Here is a 17,625-nt window from a genome sequence, read left to right on the forward strand (position 1 = left end):
TTTTTACAGATCGGAGATGTTATTATGATCGCAATTGGCTGTGACCACGCAGGAGTGGAAATGAAAAAGGCAATAATCGCTGCACTGTCAGTACAGGGTTATGAGTTCATGGAAATGGGCTCCGAGGGCGAGCCCTGCGACTATCCTGATGTAGCTGAAAAGCTATGCCATGAGATCCTTGCAGGCCACTGCGATAAGGGTATCCTTATCTGCGGTACAGGTATAGGTATGTCGATAGCTGCAAACAAGATAAAGGGCATAAGGGCTGCACTCTGCGCAGACTCATTCTCGACACGTTTTACACGTATGCACAATGATACAAATGTAATGTGCATGGGTGCAAGAACTCTCGGCTGCGGACTTGCCTGTGAGCTTGCAGAGATATTCCTTACCACAGAATTTGAGGGCGGACGTCATCAGAGACGTATCGACCTTATTACAGCAATAGAAAACAATCAGTGAAGGGAGCATTATAACTATGGCTGAATTACACATTATAGATCATCCTCTTGTACAGCACAAGATCTCACTTCTCAGAGACAAGAATACAGGTACAAAGGAATTCCGTGAGCTTGTATCCGAGATAGCAATGTTTATATGCTATGAGGCAACAAGAGATCTTCCCCTGAAGGAGATCGAGCTTGAAACACCTCTTGCAGTTGCAAAAACAAAGATTATCTCAGGCAGAAAGCTTGCATTCATACCGATCCTCCGTGCAGGCCTCGGTATGATAGAGGGTGTTACGACTCTTGTTCCTGCTGCAAAGATAGGACATATCGGACTTTTCCGCGATCCTGTTACCAAGGAGCCTGTAAAGTACTACGCAAAGATGCCTGATGACATCAGTGAGCGTGACGCTATCATCGTTGATCCTATGCTTGCTACGGGAAATTCCGCAGTAGCTGCCATAACAGAGCTCAAGGAGCTGGGGGCAAAGCACATTAAGTTCATGTGTATCATATGCTCGCCAGAGGGTGTTGAAGCTGTTCAGAAGGCTCATCCCGATGTAGAGATCTACGCAGGCGTTATGGACGAGAAGCTCAATGAGGACAAGTACATCGTTCCCGGTGTAGGCGATGCAGGAGACCGTATTTTCGGTACAAAGTGATCGTTGTGATGTGCTTTCATAATAAGTGCAAAAGTGAATGAAATTCAATGGAAAAACATTGAATTTCAAAAAAATTTTTTAATCTTTGTATATATGCACAAAAAAGCAGCTGCAATTGCAGCTGCTTTTTTTACTCGTTGGGAAACTTCATGTCCCACTGTGCGCGGCACTCGTCCATGAGCTTCATAACAGCAATGGTATCACTGTGCGGTACGAGAGGACTTTCCGTAAGACCTGCCTCCAGACAGCGGTGTACCTCCTCCACTTCGTACTCATAGCCGTTTATTTCGTCCTTGAATACGTATTTTTCCATTTCCTTGCCCGCACTGTCATAAAGGACGCCTTCATCTGTGCAGTGGAACCAGTTACCGAGAGTGATAAAACCCTTTGAACCGGATATTATGGCATTATTGCGGAGCTGAATCTCAAAACCGTTGTCCATCGACGCAAAAGCGCCGTTACTGTACCTGAAAATGATTGAATTGCTCATATCAATACCATTCATCATATGTGCTGAGCTTATTATCTCATCAGGCATACCGAGCAAGTCATGGGTGAGGGTAATGGGATAAATACCGAGATCGAGCAGGCATCCGCCTCCGCAGTCGGCGCGGAACAGCCTGTCTTTTTCATCATAGGGGATAAAGTTGCTGAAATCAGCTTTTATGTACTCTATATCGCCTATAAGTCCCGAATTGATCCACTCTTTCATTCTGCGGTATACGGGACGGCATTTCATCCACATGGCTTCCATGAAGAACAGCCCTTTTTCCTTTGCAAAGGCAAGGAGCTTCTCTGTCTGAGCTGAATTTAGGGTCAGTGACTTTTCGCAGAGCACGTTTTTACCCTTTTCAAGACAAAGCATGGCGTCCTCAAAATGTGAAGCCATGGGGGTAGCTATATATACTATCTCCGCATCGCTTTTTTCAGCGAAGTCCTTATAGCTGCCGTAATGATCCTTAAAGCCGAATTCCTCAGCGAATTTTATTGCCTTTTCGTCTGTCCTTGAAGCTACAGCGCAGAGCTCTGCTTTTTCACAGTGTCTGAGTGCAACGGCGAAGGTATTTGCTATCTTGCCCGTACCTATGATGCCCCATTTGTATTTTCTCATGATAATGCTCCTTTTTAATTCTGTGACTGGTCGATAACGCAGTCAATTGCGATAATAACTGCAAGCGCCATTACTGTATCCTGTTGGTATGCTATGTCTATTTCAAAACTGTCTCCCCACGTCATCCAGTGCTTGTGAATGGACGCTATGTACTGTCCGCCGCAGGTTATCCTGTAATCGTGAGCGAAGAAGTCACCGTCGATTTTCCAGTTAAGTCCCTCAATGTGGTAGTTGTGCTTGAATAAAGTGAACTCTCTGACTACATCAGCAATGTACTGACCGTTGATGTATACCGAGAATCTTGGCATAAAGTGCATGAGGCGCTGCTGTACAAATCCGACTTCGTTGTTCATATTGTCGTAGATATGCATTCTTCTTCCAAAGGATAGTAGTTCTTTCTCGGCAGTGAACATAATGTTCCCGAATTCGTCGAATATATTAGCACTCTGAGTGAATGAAAGAACCTTTTGTTTGAAATACAGTTTCATATAATATCCTCCATATCATTATATACGTTGATATCCGTTACCCCTCGGATATAAGGTCATCTTCCGAGCTGCCAGAAGGCAACTGCGCTTGCAGCTGCAACGTTCAGAGAATCCACCCCGTGAGTCATGGGGATTTTCACAGTATAGTCGCAGTCTGCAATGGTTTTGTCGGCAAGTCCCTCGCCCTCGGTACCGAGGACTATTGCCAGTTTGTCAATGCTCCTGAGCTCGGGAGCGTCTATGCTCAAAGAGTTGTCGCTGAGCGCCATAGCAGCCGTGGTGAACCCCATATCACCAAGCTGCTGCGGGTAGTCGGCATCGCTGCCGAGGTATGTCCACGGTATCTGGAAGACAGTCCCCATACTCACACGGGAAGAACGCCTGTACAGCGGATCGCAGCAGGAAGGTGTGAGCAGGACAGCGTCCATATTAAGAGCGGCTGCTGAGCGGAAAATAGCTCCTATATTTGTGGGATTGACTACATTTTCAAGAACTGCTATACGCCGGGCATTTCTGCACAACTCATATATATTGGCAGGATGTCTGCGTTTGAAAGCACAGAGAGCTCCGCGTATGAGCTTGAAGCCCGTCACCGCGGTTATCTCGTCGAAATCCGCAATATATACGCGAACCTCGCCGCATCGCGTGATAATATCCTTCATCTGCCCGTAGACGTCCTTTTTTTCCATAAGGAGAGCGTACGGCTCATATCCTGCATTGAGAGCGCGCTCGATGACCTTGGGACTTTCCGCTATGAACAGTCCGAGGTCTGGCTCGAAATAGTGAAGGAGCTGCGGCTCGGACAGCAGAGCGAATATTTGCAGTACATCGGTATTGTTTTTGTTTATCTCGATTATTTTTGACATAGTTTGCCTTTCTGTATGTAGGTGACGGTGTTCCGAAAGCTGATAGTTATGAACTACTGTGGTAAATCATTATTTACCAAATACAAGCCGTATCGATAAATTCGTCCGTCATTATTCGTTCTAAAGATTTTTCAAAAGATGTTCCGAAGCAAATTACATTTCCTTCATGTGCTGCAATTAATTCTGTATTCATACCGAGAAAATACTCGTCTTCAAAGTTTTTTGTATAGCCAATAGGAACTATCAGTTTCATTCCAAAATATTTCCCGATATCATTTACATACTCTATGGATTCTTTGATGTCGGAATCAGAATAATCCGGAGTAATAAAATGATTAGGATTTATGGTGATTATCTCGTCTGTGTTATCGGCATATTTTGTAAGTCTGACTTGATATCTGTAGCAAGGTATCTTTAAGGTTAATTCTCCAAAAGAAGATAAGAAACTTATAATTTCATCTGATACTTTAAATCTATATTTTTGATACCATTTTATATAATGCGAGATATCAATTGCACGATTTTCATGCCAGCCACTTTCTATTAAAACTTGTTTTATATACTGATTCTCTATTATCATATTGAGCCTCACTCTATATGTAAATCCCGATTTATCTTATTTATCTTGTCAAGCCAATAGCGCAAAAAGCTAACGGCTTAAAACAATTATACCAGTTTCCCCTCATTTCGTCAATATCAGCAGCCATAACTCTTTTTATCTTTTGGTATGGTCTTTTTTGAAGTTTTGTGTTATAATAGTATTACTATTATTAAGGAGTTTTCACTATGGCAAATAATGATATAAACAGAATGAAGGAGCTCAATGAGCTGCTGGCAAAGGCTTCTGACGCCTACTATAACACAGGCGTGGAGATAATGTCTGATAAGCAGTACGATCAGCTCTACGACGAGCTTGAAGCTCTTGAAAAAAAGACGGGGGTTATCCTCAGCGGCAGCCGCACTCAGCAGGTGGGCTACGAGGTATCTTCGGGACTTCAGAAGATACGTCATACTACAAAAATGCTTTCCCTTGACAAGACCAAGAGCGTTGACGAACTGAAAAGCTGGCTGGGAGAGCATGAAGGCTTTCTCAGCTGGAAACTGGACGGACTTACGCTCGTACTGACCTATGACGGCGGAACTCTCACACAGGCTGTTACCCGCGGAAACGGCGAGATAGGCGAGGACATAACAGCAAATGCCCGTCATATCATCGGCATACCTGCACGTATCCCCTTTACGGGACATCTTGTTGTCCGCGGAGAGTCGCTTATGAAGTACAAGGACTTTGAGCGCGTGAATGAGGAGATAGAGGACGGCTCAAAGTACAAGAATCCCCGAAATCTCTGTGTGGGAACAGTTCGTAACCTTGATTCCAGAGTTACAGCCGAAAGAAATATCAATTTCTTTGCTTTTAACCTTGTTTCCGCTGATGGCTTCGAGGAGAATTCCTTCTCTGCCCGTCTCGGATGGCTTGAACAGCAGGGATTTCAGCGCGTATACGGCGTTAAGGTCACAGCAGACGGAATTGAAAAGGCAGTAGCTGATTTTGAAAAGGCTGTTTCGGAGAACGAGTTCCCGTCGGACGGACTTGTGCTCATGCTGGATGATGTTGCTTACGGTCTCAGTCTCGGTGAGACATCTCACGCCCCGAGAAACGGCATAGCCTTCAAGTGGCGTGACGAAACTGCCGACACTGTTCTCCGTGAGGTGGAATGGTCGGCCAGCCGCACTGGTCTTCTCAATCCCGTGGCAATATTCGATCCTGTTGAACTGGAAGGAACTACGGTAACACGCGCTTCCGTGCATAATCTCAGCATTGTGAAGCAGCTCCGTCTCGGCATAGGCGACACCCTTACCATTTTCAAGGCGAATATGATAATCCCTCAGGTCCTGGAAAATAAGACCGCCTCCGCAAGCCTTGAGATCCCCTCGGTCTGTCCTGTATGCGGTGCTTCCACGGAGGTACGCACATCCGACGAGGACGTGGAGACTCTGGTATGTCCCAATAAGGACTGTGCAGCAAAGCATATAGGCAAATTCGAGCATTTTGTGCAGCGTGACGCCATGAATATCGTGGGTATGTCAACAGCTACCATAGAAACTCTCGTTTCCGAGGGCTTTGTACGTGAATTCCGCGATTTTTACCACCTTGACGATCATAAGTTCAGGATAGTCGTCCTTGAAGGCTTCGGTGAGAAGTCATATCAGAAGCTTGCAGACGCTGTTGAAGCTTCACGAAAAACCGAGCTGAGCAGAGTTCTTTATGCTATGGGAATACCGAATATAGGCAGACAGGCCTCACGTCTCATATGCGGAATGTATCCTACTGCCGATGAGCTTGAAAAGCTTATGGTCACGGAGCTCACTGCAATAGACGGTATAGGTGAGGTACTTGCCGGTGACTATGTGAAGTTCTTCGCAGATGAGAAGCATCTCACAGAATTCCGTAATCTCCTCGCGGAGCTGGAGATCGAAGAAGCTGTCGCAGTAAACACAGAGTCAGCCATAGCGGGCAAAACCTTTGTTATCACAGGTTCTGTGCATATCTGGAAGAACCGCAACGAGCTGAAGGCATTTATCGAGCAGAACGGCGGCAAGGCGGCAGGTTCTGTGTCCTCAAAGACGGATTATCTTATCAATAACGACAATACCTCAAATTCTGCCAAGAACAAGACTGCAAAAGAGCTGGGCGTGCCCATAATCACAGAGGAAGAGTTCCGTGAGCTTGCAAATGCGTAAGCCGGTATCGGCGTAGTTGACAGAAATATAAAGAAAAAGCGGACAGTTCAGCTGTCCGCTTTGTTTTTACAGGTTTTTGTTGAGTATACTCATAGCCCATTCGGTATCAATGATAAACTCATCTGCGATAACAAGGTCTTTCATAAAGGTCTTGGCTACCTGATCGTATGAGTTCTGGACGAATTCGCTCTCGCCCCATCTGTCATTGTCGAAGATGACCGCAAAGCAGTATTTTCCTTCGCCGTTTACATTAAAGAATATATCCTTCACCTTCAGGTCGGGATTCCTGTCCTGAAGGTCGGCGATAATGAAGAGCTTCATGAGTTCGATTATCTTGTCGTCCAGGTCGTGGTCAAGGATAAGGAGCTTCTCGCGGAGCTTGTTCATATCCGTAACAATACGTTTTGTGTAGCCTATGGAGAAGTCGTAGCCGCTGTCGTTATTGCTGTTCAGGTCTTTCATATAACCTATGGCAGATGTGGGATCTCCGGGGACATAAGCAAGTACATATTTCTTATCGACCTCATGGTATATAGTCGGGTAGAAGATGAGAGACTTGTTGTCGCAGCCGGGACAGTACCAACTGAAAGCGTCGCCATTTCTTATCTGTTCAGCCATCTGAGGATCCTGAGAGGTGTCGATCAGCTCCCATACGAGCATATCCGAAACTTTTCCGCACTTGGGACATTTTATCTTTTCAATATGATTTTTTGACATAGTCATTTCCTCTTTTCTTTATGTTAAAAAGGTGCCTGTCATGCAACAGGGACTTGTTTTTCGTTCATTGCACGTTAAGGAGATTATACCATAATACGCAGATAATGTCAATATTCAAGATAATACCGGAGGGCAGACAGCTTATGACATATTCTGCGGGGAGGCTGCATTATAATTATAATACAGACAGCAATTCGGGAGGTGGCTCGTGGAAACCATATATGTGGATGTGCTTCTGGTACTCAATATCTATGTGAACTTCTTCCTTCTCAGGATAACCGCAGCTATTACCCGTTCGGGAATGGGCAGGGGACGCTGTGCGGCAGCGTCGGTATATGGCAGCCTGTACTCGCTGATGATACTTCTTCCGAGTCTCGGTACTCTGCTGTCACTGGCGATAAAGCTGGCCGCAGCTGTAAGCATAGTCGCAATTGCCTTCGGCTTTCAGGGCAGAAAGCGGCTGGCAGTGAATACTCTGGCATTTTTTACGGCAAATTTTATCCTTGCGGGAACGGTTTACGGAGTATCTTCGCTGCTTAGGCCTCAGTTCATACACTTCAACAATGCCAGCTTCTACATAGATTTTTCGCTGCTGATACTCATAATCACAACGGCGCTGCTGTATTTTGCTGTCCGGCTTGTCCGTATAATATGGGACAGGTCTCCCGACGGGACATTCAGTGTGGTCATACGCTGCGGACATAAGGTGCTGAAGCTTGAGGGTCTTGCGGATACCGGAAACGGCCTTGTGGACTATTTTACGGGCTCTCCCGTGATAATATGTCCGGAGGAGAGCTTTACGGAGCTTACAGGCGTGAGATTTGACATAACAGCCCTTCCGAAGGGATTCAGGCTGCTGCCGTGTTCGGCGGTATCGGGAAGGGGACTTCTCCCTGTCTGCCGTTGTGACGAGGTGATGATATACTGCGCGGAAAGCGGTGAAAGAAAGGCTGTTGAAGCTGTCATAGGCTTCGGAGAATGCGGCAAGGCTGTTTTTAACCCGAAACTGCTGAAAATATAGGCATAAGGAGAAATACTATGAACATCATTGAAAAAGCAAAGCAATTCCTGAAAAAATACTTCACAGGCAGAGTATTCTATGTGAACGGTTCGGATACACTTCCGCCTCCTTTAACAAGAGATGAGGAGGCGGATGTATTTGCAAGGCTTATTGAAAACGATCCTGACGCAAAGAAATGTCTTATCGAGCATAATCTGCGTCTGGTGGTATATATAGCGAAGAAATTTGAATCCACGGGTATCGGCATAGAGGATCTGGTATCCATCGGAACTATCGGGCTGATAAAGGCGGTGAATACATTCTGTCCAACGAAAAATATCAAGCTTGCGACATATGCTTCCAGGTGCATAGAGAACGAGATACTCATGTTTCTGCGCAAGTCCTCTCAGTACAGGAACGATCTTTCAATAGACGAACCGCTGAATATAGACTATGACGGCAACGAGCTGCTGCTCTCGGACATTCTCGGCACAGATGAGGATATAGTCAATAAGGGCATAGAGAGCGAAGCAGAGCGTGAGATACTAAGGAATGCTGTTGCAGGGCTCTGTCAGCGTGAAAGAGAGATAATGGAAATGAGGTTCGGGCTTATTGACGGCAAGGAAATGACTCAGAAGGAGGTGGCTGACTGCATCGGCATATCACAGTCTTACATATCGAGGCTGGAAAAAAAGATCATAAAAAAGCTGCGTATAAAGATAGAGAGCGTTTCATGAATGATGTCCCTGCAATAGCAGGGACATTCGGTTACAATTTGGGTTTTTTTGACCTCGTCTATTGAAAAAAACTCCTTTTAGTGGTATAATATTCTATATATTTATGTTGTCAGGAGTATTTATATGAAAAAATGGAGCGTCGGCAGCCCTGAAAAGAGCGTTATCTCTTCATTGATGCTTGGCTGCGGTGTAAGCTCCCTTGCAGCTGCAGTACTGGCTGCAAAGGGCTATTCTTCGCCTGATTCAGTCATTGAAAGTCTGAATGCGGACGAGCTTTCGGATCCCTTCCTCATAAAGGATATGCAGGAGGCTGCGGATACGATAAACAGCGCCATAGACAACGGCGAGCGAATATGTATCTACGGTGATTACGACTGTGACGGTATAATGTCCACAGTTATACTTTATTCCTATATGCTGGAAGCGGGAGCGGATGTGACATATTATATCCCTGAACGCTCAGAAGGCTACGGTCTTAATATGAAAGCCGTTGACAGGATCTCAGACGACAGTGTTTCCCTTATAATAACGGTTGATAACGGTATTTCCGCTATTCCCGAGGCAGAATATATATATGCTCTTGGTATGAAGCTGGTGGTTACGGATCATCATCAGCAGGGTGAGCAGCTTCCCCGTGCGGAGGCTGTGGTCGATCCCCACAGACACGATTGCTTTTCAACATTCAAATATATGTGCGGAGCAGGCATAGCTCTGAAGCTTGTGGCCGCTCTTGACGGCGGCGATTATACCATGGCGCTGGAGCAGTTCGGCGACCTTGCCGCCATAGCAACTGTTGCGGATATAGTAAGCCTTAAGGGCGAGAACCGCTTCCTTGTCTCATACGGTATGGAGCTTATCAGGAACTCTGACCGGCCTGCAATAATGGCTTTGAAGGAGGTCTGCGGACTGACAGATAAGCCGATAGATACGCGTTCCATCGGTTTCAGCATAGCTCCGAGGATAAACGCCTCAGGACGCTTCGGAACTCCCAGAGCTGCCGCAGAACTTTTTCTCTGTGAGGATTACGATGAAGCTCTCGAAGCTGCACGTGAGCTGGACAAGCTCAATAATCTGCGTAAGGAAACAGAAAACAGGATCATTTCCGAAATATACTCCCTGATAGATGAGGAACCGTCGCTGATACGCGGACGTGTGATATTTCTCTGCGGAAAGGACTGGCATCACGGCGTTATCGGCATAGTAGCTTCAAAGATAGCGGAGCAGTTCGGAAAGCCCTGTTTTATCGCTTCGGAAGCGGAAGGTGAGATCAGAGGCTCGGCACGCTCCTTTGGCGGCTTTTCTGTTTTCGGCGCTCTCAGCTATGCTTCGGAGGTCCTTGAGAAATTCGGCGGTCATCCTTCGGCGGGAGGCTTCACCATAAAGGAGGGCTGTGCGGAGCAGTTCGGCGGGCTGCTTGAAAAGTATGCTGCTGAAAATCACAGTTCTATGCCTGCTGCCGAGCTGAAAGCGGATCATACCGTCCTTCCTCAGGAGCTTACCATACAGAACATAGAAGGTCTGAATGTCCTTGAACCCTTCGGCACGGATAACGAAAAGCCTCTGTTTTTTATAGAAAACGCAGTCATAACCGATATTTATCCGCTGGCTGACGGTGCGCACTCAAAGCTGCGCATAAGGTTCGGCTCTGCTCAGGCAGACGCGCTGGTGTTCAGGACTTCGCCGTCCGATCTGTGCATATCAAAAGGAGAAAGCTGTGATATGATCGTATCCCTCGGTGTAAATGAGTTTAGAGGGAGCAGCTCTGTCAATATTGTTGTGAGTGATATACTGCCGCATTTCCCTGATGAAAGGAAGAAAAACAAGGCTCTCAGTTCTCATGAGGATTTTCATAATACCTTTTTTGCTGCAAAGTCAGCCTTTGAGAGCTTTCTTCGCGGCGAAGAGCTCCCTAAGAATTTCTATCCTTCCATGGAGCCTTCAAGAGAAGATGTGGTCAGGATATACAAGTCCATACCCGATAATGGGATATGCGCGGACTCACTTTATATAAACCTTTTCGGAAAAGGTATGAATTACTGTAAATTCTGCGTTTCTGCGGAAGCGCTCAGGCAGCTGGGGCTCATAACCATCTCAAGCTCCGACTCAAGGATCAAAAGAGTCAAGGTCTCACAGAAGGCAGATCTGGACTCGGCTCCAATACTCGTTTCGCTCAGGAAGCTGACGGGACATAGCAAAGATTAAGGAGAACAGATATGACAGATGACATGAATGTATCAAATCTCATACATCACGAGCTGGAGGTGCCGATACCTGATTCGGCGCTGTCTCAAAATCCCGAGGAGTTCCTGAAGGATATTCCCGATTTCGAAGACGATTTTACCATAGAAAAGATAATACAGAAGATACTCACCGATGATAAGCAGTATGACCTGAGCAAGATAATCTCGGCATATGAGTTTGCGGCAAAAGCACATGAGGGACAGGTGCGTTCCTCGGGAAAGCCATATATAACTCATCCTCTTGCTGTTGCCTATACTCTGCTGGAGCTCGGCATGGATACGGATACTATCTGTGCGGCGCTTCTTCACGATGTTGTGGAGGATACGGACGCAACTCTTGACGATCTTAAAAAGCGTTTCGGACAGGACGTTGCACTTCTTGTTGACGGAGTAACAAAACTGAGCAAGATCCCTACATCTACCAAGGAGGAACAGCAGGCAGAGAATATCCGTAAGATACTCCTTGCCATGTCTCAGGATATACGGGTTATGATCATCAAGCTCAGTGACCGTCTTCACAATATGCGTACACTGAAATACCGCCCTCTTGAAAAGCAGCGCAATACCGCTCTTGAGACCATGAATATCTATGCTCCCATAGCTCACCGTCTCGGTATCAGGGCTATCAAGGAGGAGCTCCAGGATCTTGCTTTCCATTTTCTGGATCCCTATGCTTATTCGGAGATAGAGAATATCCTCGAGAATAAAAAGGAAGAGCGTGAGGCCTTCATAGAGATAATCAAGAGCCGTATCGCTCAGCGCTTCAAGTCCGAGGATTTCTCACAGCCGCCTCAGATCGACGGACGTGTAAAGAGCATATACAGTATCTACCGCAAGATATTCATAAATCATAAGAATATTGACGAGATATACGATAAATATGCGGTTCGTATCATAGTTACCACCATTGCGGAGTGCTATAACGTGCTGGGACTTATCCATGATATGTTCAAGCCGCTGCCGAACCGCTTCAAGGACTATATATCCACTCCTAAGAACAATATGTACCAGTCCCTGCATACGACCGTTCTCGGAAAGGAGGGAATACCCTTCGAGGTGCAGATCCGTACATGGGATATGCACGAGACTGCGGAATACGGTATCGCTGCCCACTGGAAGTATAAGGAAGGCATACAGGGCAAGGACAAGATGGAACAGCGTCTTGCATGGGTTCGTCAGGTGATCGAGGCCCAGCAGACCTCAGATGACGTTGAGGAGATAGTCCGTATAATCAAGACAGACCTTGATCCCGAGGATATAGTCGTTATGACTCCTAAGGGTATGTCCGTAAGCCTCCCCATCAATTCCACTGTTATCGATTTTGCATACCGTATTCACACCGAGATCGGCCACAAAACTGTAGGCGCAAAGGTTGACGGAAGGATAGTTCCTCTGGATTACAAGCTCCAGACAGGACAGATATGCGAAATAATCACCAGCAAGGATCCCGAAAAGGGCCCCAACCGTGCATGGCTCAATATAGTGCAGACCAATGAAGCACGTTCAAAGATACGCTCCTGGTTCAAGAAGGAGCGCCGCGATGAGAACATCATCGAGGGCAAGTCGCAGCTTGAACGCGAATTCAAGCGTCACAGGATAAATCTTAAGGAGGATCAGTATACAGAGTTCCTTCAGGACGATTTCAAGCGCCATAACTGCGAGACACTTGATGATTTCTATGCTTCCATAGGTTACGGAGGAATACTCCTCTCCAAGATCATTCCACGTCTGAAGGACAAGTATGAGAAGCTCTATGAGAAGGATGAGGAGACCTCGGCTATATCACTTATAAAGCCCAAGCCGAACGGCAGGAGCAGTATCGTACTGGATCAGATAGATGATATGCTCATAAAGTTTGCTCAGTGCTGCAATCCGTTGCCCGGAGACGATATTATAGGCTTTATTACCCGAGGCTACGGTGTTTCGGTGCATACCACCAACTGTACAAACTACAAGGCTGCCCTTGCAAGGAATATTCCCGAGGAGCTTGAACGCTGGGTAGATATACAGTGGACAGATAACAGCGATACACAGCTCCAGACCAGCTTTGAGGTCACAGCTATCGACCGTGTCGGTCTTGTATATGATATTTCCGCAGTTCTTCTTGAGGCCCGTGTGCCGATTGTACATTCGGCTTCGAGAGTGCTGAAAAACGGCAATGCACTTTTTGAGGCAACGATAGTTATATCAAGTACCGAGCAGCTCAAGTCGCTTTTCGACAAATTAAGAAAAATCAAAGGCGTTATCTCGGTAGAGAGAGCGGCTATCTAAGGAGGATAATATGAAGATCCATCATCTGCAGCTCGGCCCCCTCCGTGCAAACTGCTATATCGTGGAGACAGCGCCCGGAAGATGCGTCGCTGTTGACATCGGCGGCGACAGCAGACTGCTGCTGGAGTTTCTGAAAATGAAAAAGCTCCGCCTTTCAAAAATACTCCTCACTCACGGCCATTTCGACCATATCGGCGGAGTAGAGGAGGTACGCAGCATAACAGGTGCAGAGGTATATATACATGAGCTCGATGCACATATGCTCACCAGCGAGGTACATTCCCTTGCAAGTGATATGTCCTTCGTAAAATTCACTCCCGTTACAGACTGGACCTGTGTTTACGGAGACTGCTATATAAATGACGGAGAGCTTGAATTCCGCGTATTGCATACTCCCGGACATTCTCAGGGAAGTGTATGCTATGTATGCGGCGATGCTCTTTTCTCAGGGGATACGCTTTTCTGCTGCTCTGTAGGAAGAACGGATTTCCCGCACAGCAGTGCTTCTGCCATGACATATTCGCTCAATAAGCTTTATCACCTTGACGGCGACTATAAGGTATATCCGGGACATAATGAGACTACCACTCTTGATTATGAACGCGGATCAAATCCATATATGAAACAGTTCAGAGGTAAAAATGACTGATAATAATTCAAAAATGCCGATTATAATGATCGGCCATTCTTTTAAATACGAGACCGAAGCAACATTGAAGCTTTTTTTCAATACCGCAAGGTTCACTTTCTCTGCGGATAAGGCTGACGCCGTTGGAGGAGACTATGTTTACACCGAGATAAGCGGAGACGGTAATGTTACTGTAAGTGTCTGTCTCGGAGGCGATGCGGAAACAGAAACCTGCAATATAGCCGTTGATGCTGAAAAAAAGGACGCAGAATATGCCTTATGCAGGCTTCTGTTTGAGATACTTGTGAGAAAAACAGGGATAAAACCGCCCTGGGGACTGCTTACCGGTATACGCCCCGTAAAAAAGGTCGTGGATATGATACGTCAGGGAAAGACCGAGGAGGAGATATGTGCGGACTTCGGCACCAAGTATCTGGTCACTCCGAAAAAGATCAGGCTTGCCTATGATACCGCAGTAAATCAGCTGCCCATACTTGACAGGATAGACTCAAAGGCAGCAAGTCTTTATGTGTCCATACCATTCTGCCCCACAAGATGCAGTTACTGTTCCTTTGTGTCTCATTCAATGGACTCAGCCATAAAGCTCATGCCCGAGTATATTTCAGCACTCTGCCGCGAGCTTGAGATACTTGGCAGGATAGTTAAGGAAACCGATACCAAGATAGATACCATATATTTCGGCGGCGGAACTCCCACATCTGTTTCCGCAAAGGAGCTCCGAACCATCATGGAGGCTGTTGAGAAGAATTTCGATCTTGACAAGGTAAGGGAGTACAGCGTCGAAGCAGGCCGTCCCGACACCATAACCGAAGAAAAGCTTCGCGTGATAAAGGAGCTGGGGGCAGGCCGTATTTCCGTTAATCCCCAGACTCTCAACGATGATGTACTGAAGGTCATAGGCAGAAAACATTCGGGTGAGGACGCGGTAAAGGCTTTCAAGCTTGCCCGCAGGGTAGGATTCCGCAATATCAATACCGATCTTATCGCCGGACTTCCCACCGAATCGGCAGACAGCTTCAGAAATACCCTTGACCGTATGATAGAGCTCGATCCTGAGAGTATAACAGTACATACCCTTACCATAAAGCGTTCTGCCACCCTTTTTGAAACGGGTAGCGAAAATATCTCGAATCCTGCTTCGAAAATGGTTGATTACAGTGTTCCGACTCTTATGTCGCACGGCTATCTTCCGTATTATATGTACCGTCAGAAGAATACAGTTGATAATCTTGAGAATGTCGGCTATGCAAAGAAGGGCTTCGAGAGCTATTACAACATTTTCATAATGGACGATACCCAGACCATTCTCGGTGCGGGCTGCGCCGCTTCCACAAAGCTTCTGTATGAGGGCAACAGGATAGAGCGCATACACAATTATAAATTCCCTTATGAATATATAAGGAGCTTTGACAAGCTTATGGAGAAAAAAGAGGAGGTCATAGAATGCCTGAAAAAAATCAAGTATATACAGCCGAGATAACAGGATTGACCTCAGAGGGCAGCGGAGTCTGCCGCATAGACGGTATGGCGGTATTCGTTCCCCAGACCGCAGTGGGAGATATATGCGGTGTAAAGATAGTAAAGGTACTGAAAAGCTATGCCTTTGGCAAAGCTGAGGAGATACTCACGCCGTCTCCCGACAGGATAGAAGACAACTGTCCCGTTTATAAAAAATGCGGCGGCTGTCTGCTCAGGCACATCTCCTATGAGGCTGAATGCAGGACTAAAGAGGGGATAGTACGCGATGCCTTTGAGCGTATAGGCGGACTTTTTCCGGAGTTCGATGAATTCATAGGTGCAGAGAGCACAGAGCGTTACCGCAATAAGGCGCAGTATCCTCTTGCAGTCAGGGATGGCAGAGCTGTGTGCGGATTTTATGCTCCGAGAAGCCACAGGGTGATACCCGTTGAGGACTGTGCGCTTCAGCCTGAGATATTCAGCGATATACTGCAAACAGTCCTTGACTACATCAACGTGAAAAAGCTCTCGGTATACAGCGAGGAAACAAACACAGGCATCATACGTCATATCTATCTGCGCAGGGGAGCTCATTCGGGACAGATAATGGTCTGTATTGTTGTGCGCAAGGACATTTCAAGGCAGCTTTCGGCGCTTTGCAGACTTCTCAGCGAAAAATACAGTGATATCAATAGTATCATTATGAATATAAATCCTGACAATACCAATGTAATACTCGGAGACAGGTGTATAACATTGTGGGGAAGCGATACTATCTCCGATACAATGTGCGGCAATAACGTGGAAATATCACCGTTATCCTTCTATCAGGTGAATACAGTACAGGCGGAAAGGCTTTATGCCAAGGCTCTGGAATATGCAGCTCCCGGGAGCAGCGAGACTATTGCAGACCTGTACTGCGGAGCAGGCACCATTGGACTTTCAATGGCAAAGCAGGCGGCTAAGATAGTCGGAGTGGAGATAATTCCTCAGGCAGTTGAGAATGCAAAGGAAAACGCTCTGCGGAATGGTATAACCAATGCGGAGTTCCATTGCGGAGACGCAGGTGAGGTATTCGGCAAGCTCCGCAGACAGGGCTGCAAGCCGGATATAATAGTTGTTGATCCGCCGCGGAAGGGATGCTCATCGGAAACGGTTGATATTATTTCCGAGGCTGCTCCGAAGAAGATAGTGATGATATCATGCAATCCTGCAACAGCCGCAAGAGACGCGAAGCTGCTCTCAGAAAGAGGCTACAGCGTTGATAAGGTATGCGGTGTTGACCTTTTCCCGAGAACAGGACACGTTGAGTGCGTAGTTCTGCTGTCACGGCAGAAATCCTGAAACGACAGAAGATGCCAAGAGGTGTTTTCAGAGGATTAAAATACAAACAGGAGAACTGAAATGGCAAAACAATTATTTTTGGTGAGTTCCCCGTTTACTGAGCCGGGAAAGCCATTGAACAAGAGCAATCAATTTGTCGAAAGACTGTTAAAGTGTGAACATCATAGCGCACTTATGGTTACTTCAGCACCGTCAGATATTCGGTTTTCAGAAAGTTTTTCTTATGCGATCCAGCATACAATGGCGTTATCAGGGATCACATTTGAGAACTATATCATCTTAGATGACAGAAATAAAATGGATGCACAAGAGCTTGTTGCCGCAAGTGACTTTATCATTCTGGGCGGCGGGCATGTACCGACTCAGAATGCTTTTTTTGCAGAGATCGGTCTAAAGGACTGCATGAAGAACTTTGACGGGACTGTACTGGGAATCAGTGCAGGAAGTATGAACGCGGCAAGCATTGTGTATGCACAGCCGGAAGAGGAAGGAGAGGCTGCTGATCCAAATTACCGCCGATTCCTGAAAGGTCTTGGGCTTACAAATGTGATGCTGCTTCCTCATTATCAGGATACGAAAGATTGTATTTTGGATGGGAAGAAACTTTTTGAAGAAGTCACCTATCCGGATAGTTTCGGCAGACAGTTTATCGCGATATGCGACGGTAGTTATCTTTATGCAGACGGGACCGCAGAAAGAATCTGCGGTGAAGCATATCTGATTCAGAATGGAACAATTCGTAAAATATGCGATGAAGGGGAAGAGTATCCTCTTTGAAGACAACAGAAGATGACTGCCAAATCACGCACTTGAATCATGGTGCGTGGAACTGCTTTTTTTGTTTTTTCAGTGTGTGGATTGAATGTCACACTGAAAAATAGCGTAAAATCGCCA

At 46.4% G+C, this 17,625-nt stretch carries 16 protein-coding genes; 11 read left to right on the top strand and 5 right to left on the bottom strand.

Features of this window, described 5'->3' with window-relative positions:
• Positions 1 to 24 precede the first annotated feature (24 nt).
• Both rpiB and upp read left to right on the top strand, forming a co-directional pair.
• Positions 25 to 462: a ribose 5-phosphate isomerase B gene (gene rpiB / locus RF007C_RS07010; protein WP_037298621.1), complete on the top strand. Its 438-nt coding sequence runs from the start codon at positions 25 to 27 to the stop codon at positions 460 to 462.
• A gap of 16 nt (positions 463 to 478) precedes the next feature.
• Positions 479 to 1,108: a uracil phosphoribosyltransferase gene (gene upp / locus RF007C_RS07015; RefSeq protein WP_019678387.1), complete on the top strand. Its 630-nt coding sequence runs from the start codon at positions 479 to 481 to the stop codon at positions 1,106 to 1,108.
• Positions 1,109 to 1,238: 130 nt separating this feature from the next.
• Here the strand turns inward: upp and RF007C_RS07020 are convergent, their stop codons facing one another.
• The 4 genes from RF007C_RS07020 to RF007C_RS07035 all read right to left on the bottom strand — a co-directional run bounded on the left by RF007C_RS07020 (position 1,239) and on the right by RF007C_RS07035 (position 4,153).
• Positions 1,239 to 2,219: a Gfo/Idh/MocA family protein gene (locus tag RF007C_RS07020; protein WP_037298627.1), complete on the bottom strand. Its 981-nt coding sequence runs from the start codon at positions 2,217 to 2,219 to the stop codon at positions 1,239 to 1,241.
• A gap of 14 nt (positions 2,220 to 2,233) precedes the next feature.
• Positions 2,234 to 2,707 carry an LURP-one-related/scramblase family protein gene (locus RF007C_RS07025; protein WP_037298629.1) on the bottom strand — a complete coding sequence of 158 codons (474 nt, stop codon included), beginning with the start codon at positions 2,705 to 2,707 and terminating at the stop codon, positions 2,234 to 2,236.
• A gap of 56 nt (positions 2,708 to 2,763) precedes the next feature.
• Positions 2,764 to 3,573: a TrmH family RNA methyltransferase gene (locus tag RF007C_RS07030; protein ID WP_037298630.1), complete on the bottom strand. Its 810-nt coding sequence runs from the start codon at positions 3,571 to 3,573 to the stop codon at positions 2,764 to 2,766.
• Positions 3,574 to 3,646: 73 nt separating this feature from the next.
• Positions 3,647 to 4,153 (bottom strand): SUKH-3 domain-containing protein, encoded by a 507-nt coding sequence (locus RF007C_RS07035; RefSeq protein ID WP_037298639.1) that lies wholly within the window; start codon positions 4,151 to 4,153, stop codon positions 3,647 to 3,649.
• A 206-nt stretch (positions 4,154 to 4,359) separates the two neighbouring features.
• Here RF007C_RS07035 and ligA point away from each other — a divergent pair, with 206 nt between their 5' ends.
• A complete protein-coding gene (ligA, locus tag RF007C_RS07040) occupies positions 4,360 to 6,315 on the top strand; it encodes an NAD-dependent DNA ligase LigA (protein WP_037298641.1) in 1,956 nt (651 codons plus the stop codon).
• A gap of 66 nt (positions 6,316 to 6,381) precedes the next feature.
• Here ligA and RF007C_RS07045 read toward each other — a convergent pair whose 3' ends face one another.
• Entirely contained in the window at positions 6,382 to 7,032 is a 651-nt protein-coding gene (locus RF007C_RS07045) for a CpXC domain-containing protein (RefSeq protein ID WP_037298642.1), read from the bottom strand.
• Positions 7,033 to 7,240: 208 nt separating this feature from the next.
• On the opposite strand from RF007C_RS07045, the gene RF007C_RS07050 reads away from it, so the two are divergent.
• The 8 genes from RF007C_RS07050 (at position 7,241) to RF007C_RS07085 (ending at position 17,508) form a co-directional block, all read left to right on the top strand.
• Entirely contained in the window at positions 7,241 to 8,053 is an 813-nt protein-coding gene (locus tag RF007C_RS07050) for a sigma-E processing peptidase SpoIIGA (protein WP_037298646.1), read from the top strand.
• Between the two features lie 17 nt (positions 8,054 to 8,070).
• Positions 8,071 to 8,769 carry an RNA polymerase sporulation sigma factor SigE gene (gene sigE, locus RF007C_RS07055; RefSeq protein ID WP_019678396.1) on the top strand — a complete coding sequence of 233 codons (699 nt, stop codon included), beginning with the start codon at positions 8,071 to 8,073 and terminating at the stop codon, positions 8,767 to 8,769.
• 123 nt (positions 8,770 to 8,892) lie between these two features.
• The gene (gene recJ, locus RF007C_RS07060; protein ID WP_037298649.1) at positions 8,893 to 10,971 is read left to right on the top strand and encodes a single-stranded-DNA-specific exonuclease RecJ; all 2,079 of its coding nucleotides are present in this window, start codon (positions 8,893 to 8,895) and stop codon (positions 10,969 to 10,971) included.
• 11 nt (positions 10,972 to 10,982) lie between these two features.
• Positions 10,983 to 13,280, top strand: a complete 2,298-nt coding sequence (locus tag RF007C_RS07065; protein WP_019678398.1) for a RelA/SpoT family protein — start codon at positions 10,983 to 10,985, stop codon at positions 13,278 to 13,280.
• 10 nt (positions 13,281 to 13,290) lie between these two features.
• Positions 13,291 to 13,929, top strand: a complete 639-nt coding sequence (locus RF007C_RS07070; RefSeq protein WP_019678399.1) for an MBL fold metallo-hydrolase — start codon at positions 13,291 to 13,293, stop codon at positions 13,927 to 13,929.
• Positions 13,922 to 15,409: a coproporphyrinogen dehydrogenase HemZ gene (gene hemZ / locus RF007C_RS07075; protein WP_051456584.1), complete on the top strand. Its 1,488-nt coding sequence runs from the start codon at positions 13,922 to 13,924 to the stop codon at positions 15,407 to 15,409. The genes RF007C_RS07070 and hemZ overlap by 8 nt, the downstream gene beginning before the upstream one ends.
• Entirely contained in the window at positions 15,373 to 16,731 is a 1,359-nt protein-coding gene (gene rlmD / locus RF007C_RS07080; protein ID WP_037298652.1) for a 23S rRNA (uracil(1939)-C(5))-methyltransferase RlmD, read from the top strand. Before hemZ ends, rlmD begins: the two co-directional genes overlap by 37 nt.
• Before the next feature lie 60 nt (positions 16,732 to 16,791).
• Positions 16,792 to 17,508 carry a Type 1 glutamine amidotransferase-like domain-containing protein gene (locus RF007C_RS07085; RefSeq protein ID WP_051456585.1) on the top strand — a complete coding sequence of 239 codons (717 nt, stop codon included), beginning with the start codon at positions 16,792 to 16,794 and terminating at the stop codon, positions 17,506 to 17,508.
• The last annotated feature ends 117 nt before the right edge of the window (positions 17,509 to 17,625 follow it).

It is taken from the genome of Ruminococcus flavefaciens 007c (genome assembly GCF_000571935.1).
GTDB lineage: Bacteria > Bacillota > Clostridia > Oscillospirales > Ruminococcaceae > Ruminococcus > Ruminococcus flavefaciens_F.

What these genes read in the sequence shown, in the direction of transcription:
- RF007C_RS07045 (WP_037298642.1), bottom strand. Translation starts at nt 7,032, where the DNA reads ATGTCAAAAAATCATATTGAAAAGATAAAATGTCCCAAGTGCGGAAAA.
- RF007C_RS07020 (WP_037298627.1), bottom strand. Translation starts at nt 2,219, where the DNA reads ATGAGAAAATACAAATGGGGCATCATAGGTACGGGCAAGATAGCAAAT.
- rpiB (WP_037298621.1), top strand. Translation starts at nt 25, where the DNA reads ATGATCGCAATTGGCTGTGACCACGCAGGAGTGGAAATGAAAAAGGCA.
- hemZ (WP_051456584.1), top strand. Translation starts at nt 13,922, where the DNA reads ATGACTGATAATAATTCAAAAATGCCGATTATAATGATCGGCCATTCT.
- RF007C_RS07035 (WP_037298639.1), bottom strand. Translation starts at nt 4,153, where the DNA reads ATGATAATAGAGAATCAGTATATAAAACAAGTTTTAATAGAAAGTGGC.
- RF007C_RS07030 (WP_037298630.1), bottom strand. Translation starts at nt 3,573, where the DNA reads ATGTCAAAAATAATCGAGATAAACAAAAACAATACCGATGTACTGCAA.
- upp (WP_019678387.1), top strand. Translation starts at nt 479, where the DNA reads ATGGCTGAATTACACATTATAGATCATCCTCTTGTACAGCACAAGATC.
- RF007C_RS07085 (WP_051456585.1), top strand. Translation starts at nt 16,792, where the DNA reads ATGGCAAAACAATTATTTTTGGTGAGTTCCCCGTTTACTGAGCCGGGA.
- RF007C_RS07065 (WP_019678398.1), top strand. Translation starts at nt 10,983, where the DNA reads ATGACAGATGACATGAATGTATCAAATCTCATACATCACGAGCTGGAG.
- rlmD (WP_037298652.1), top strand. Translation starts at nt 15,373, where the DNA reads ATGCCTGAAAAAAATCAAGTATATACAGCCGAGATAACAGGATTGACC.
- RF007C_RS07025 (WP_037298629.1), bottom strand. Translation starts at nt 2,707, where the DNA reads ATGAAACTGTATTTCAAACAAAAGGTTCTTTCATTCACTCAGAGTGCT.
- sigE (WP_019678396.1), top strand. Translation starts at nt 8,071, where the DNA reads ATGAACATCATTGAAAAAGCAAAGCAATTCCTGAAAAAATACTTCACA.
- recJ (WP_037298649.1), top strand. Translation starts at nt 8,893, where the DNA reads ATGAAAAAATGGAGCGTCGGCAGCCCTGAAAAGAGCGTTATCTCTTCA.
- ligA (WP_037298641.1), top strand. Translation starts at nt 4,360, where the DNA reads ATGGCAAATAATGATATAAACAGAATGAAGGAGCTCAATGAGCTGCTG.
- RF007C_RS07070 (WP_019678399.1), top strand. Translation starts at nt 13,291, where the DNA reads ATGAAGATCCATCATCTGCAGCTCGGCCCCCTCCGTGCAAACTGCTAT.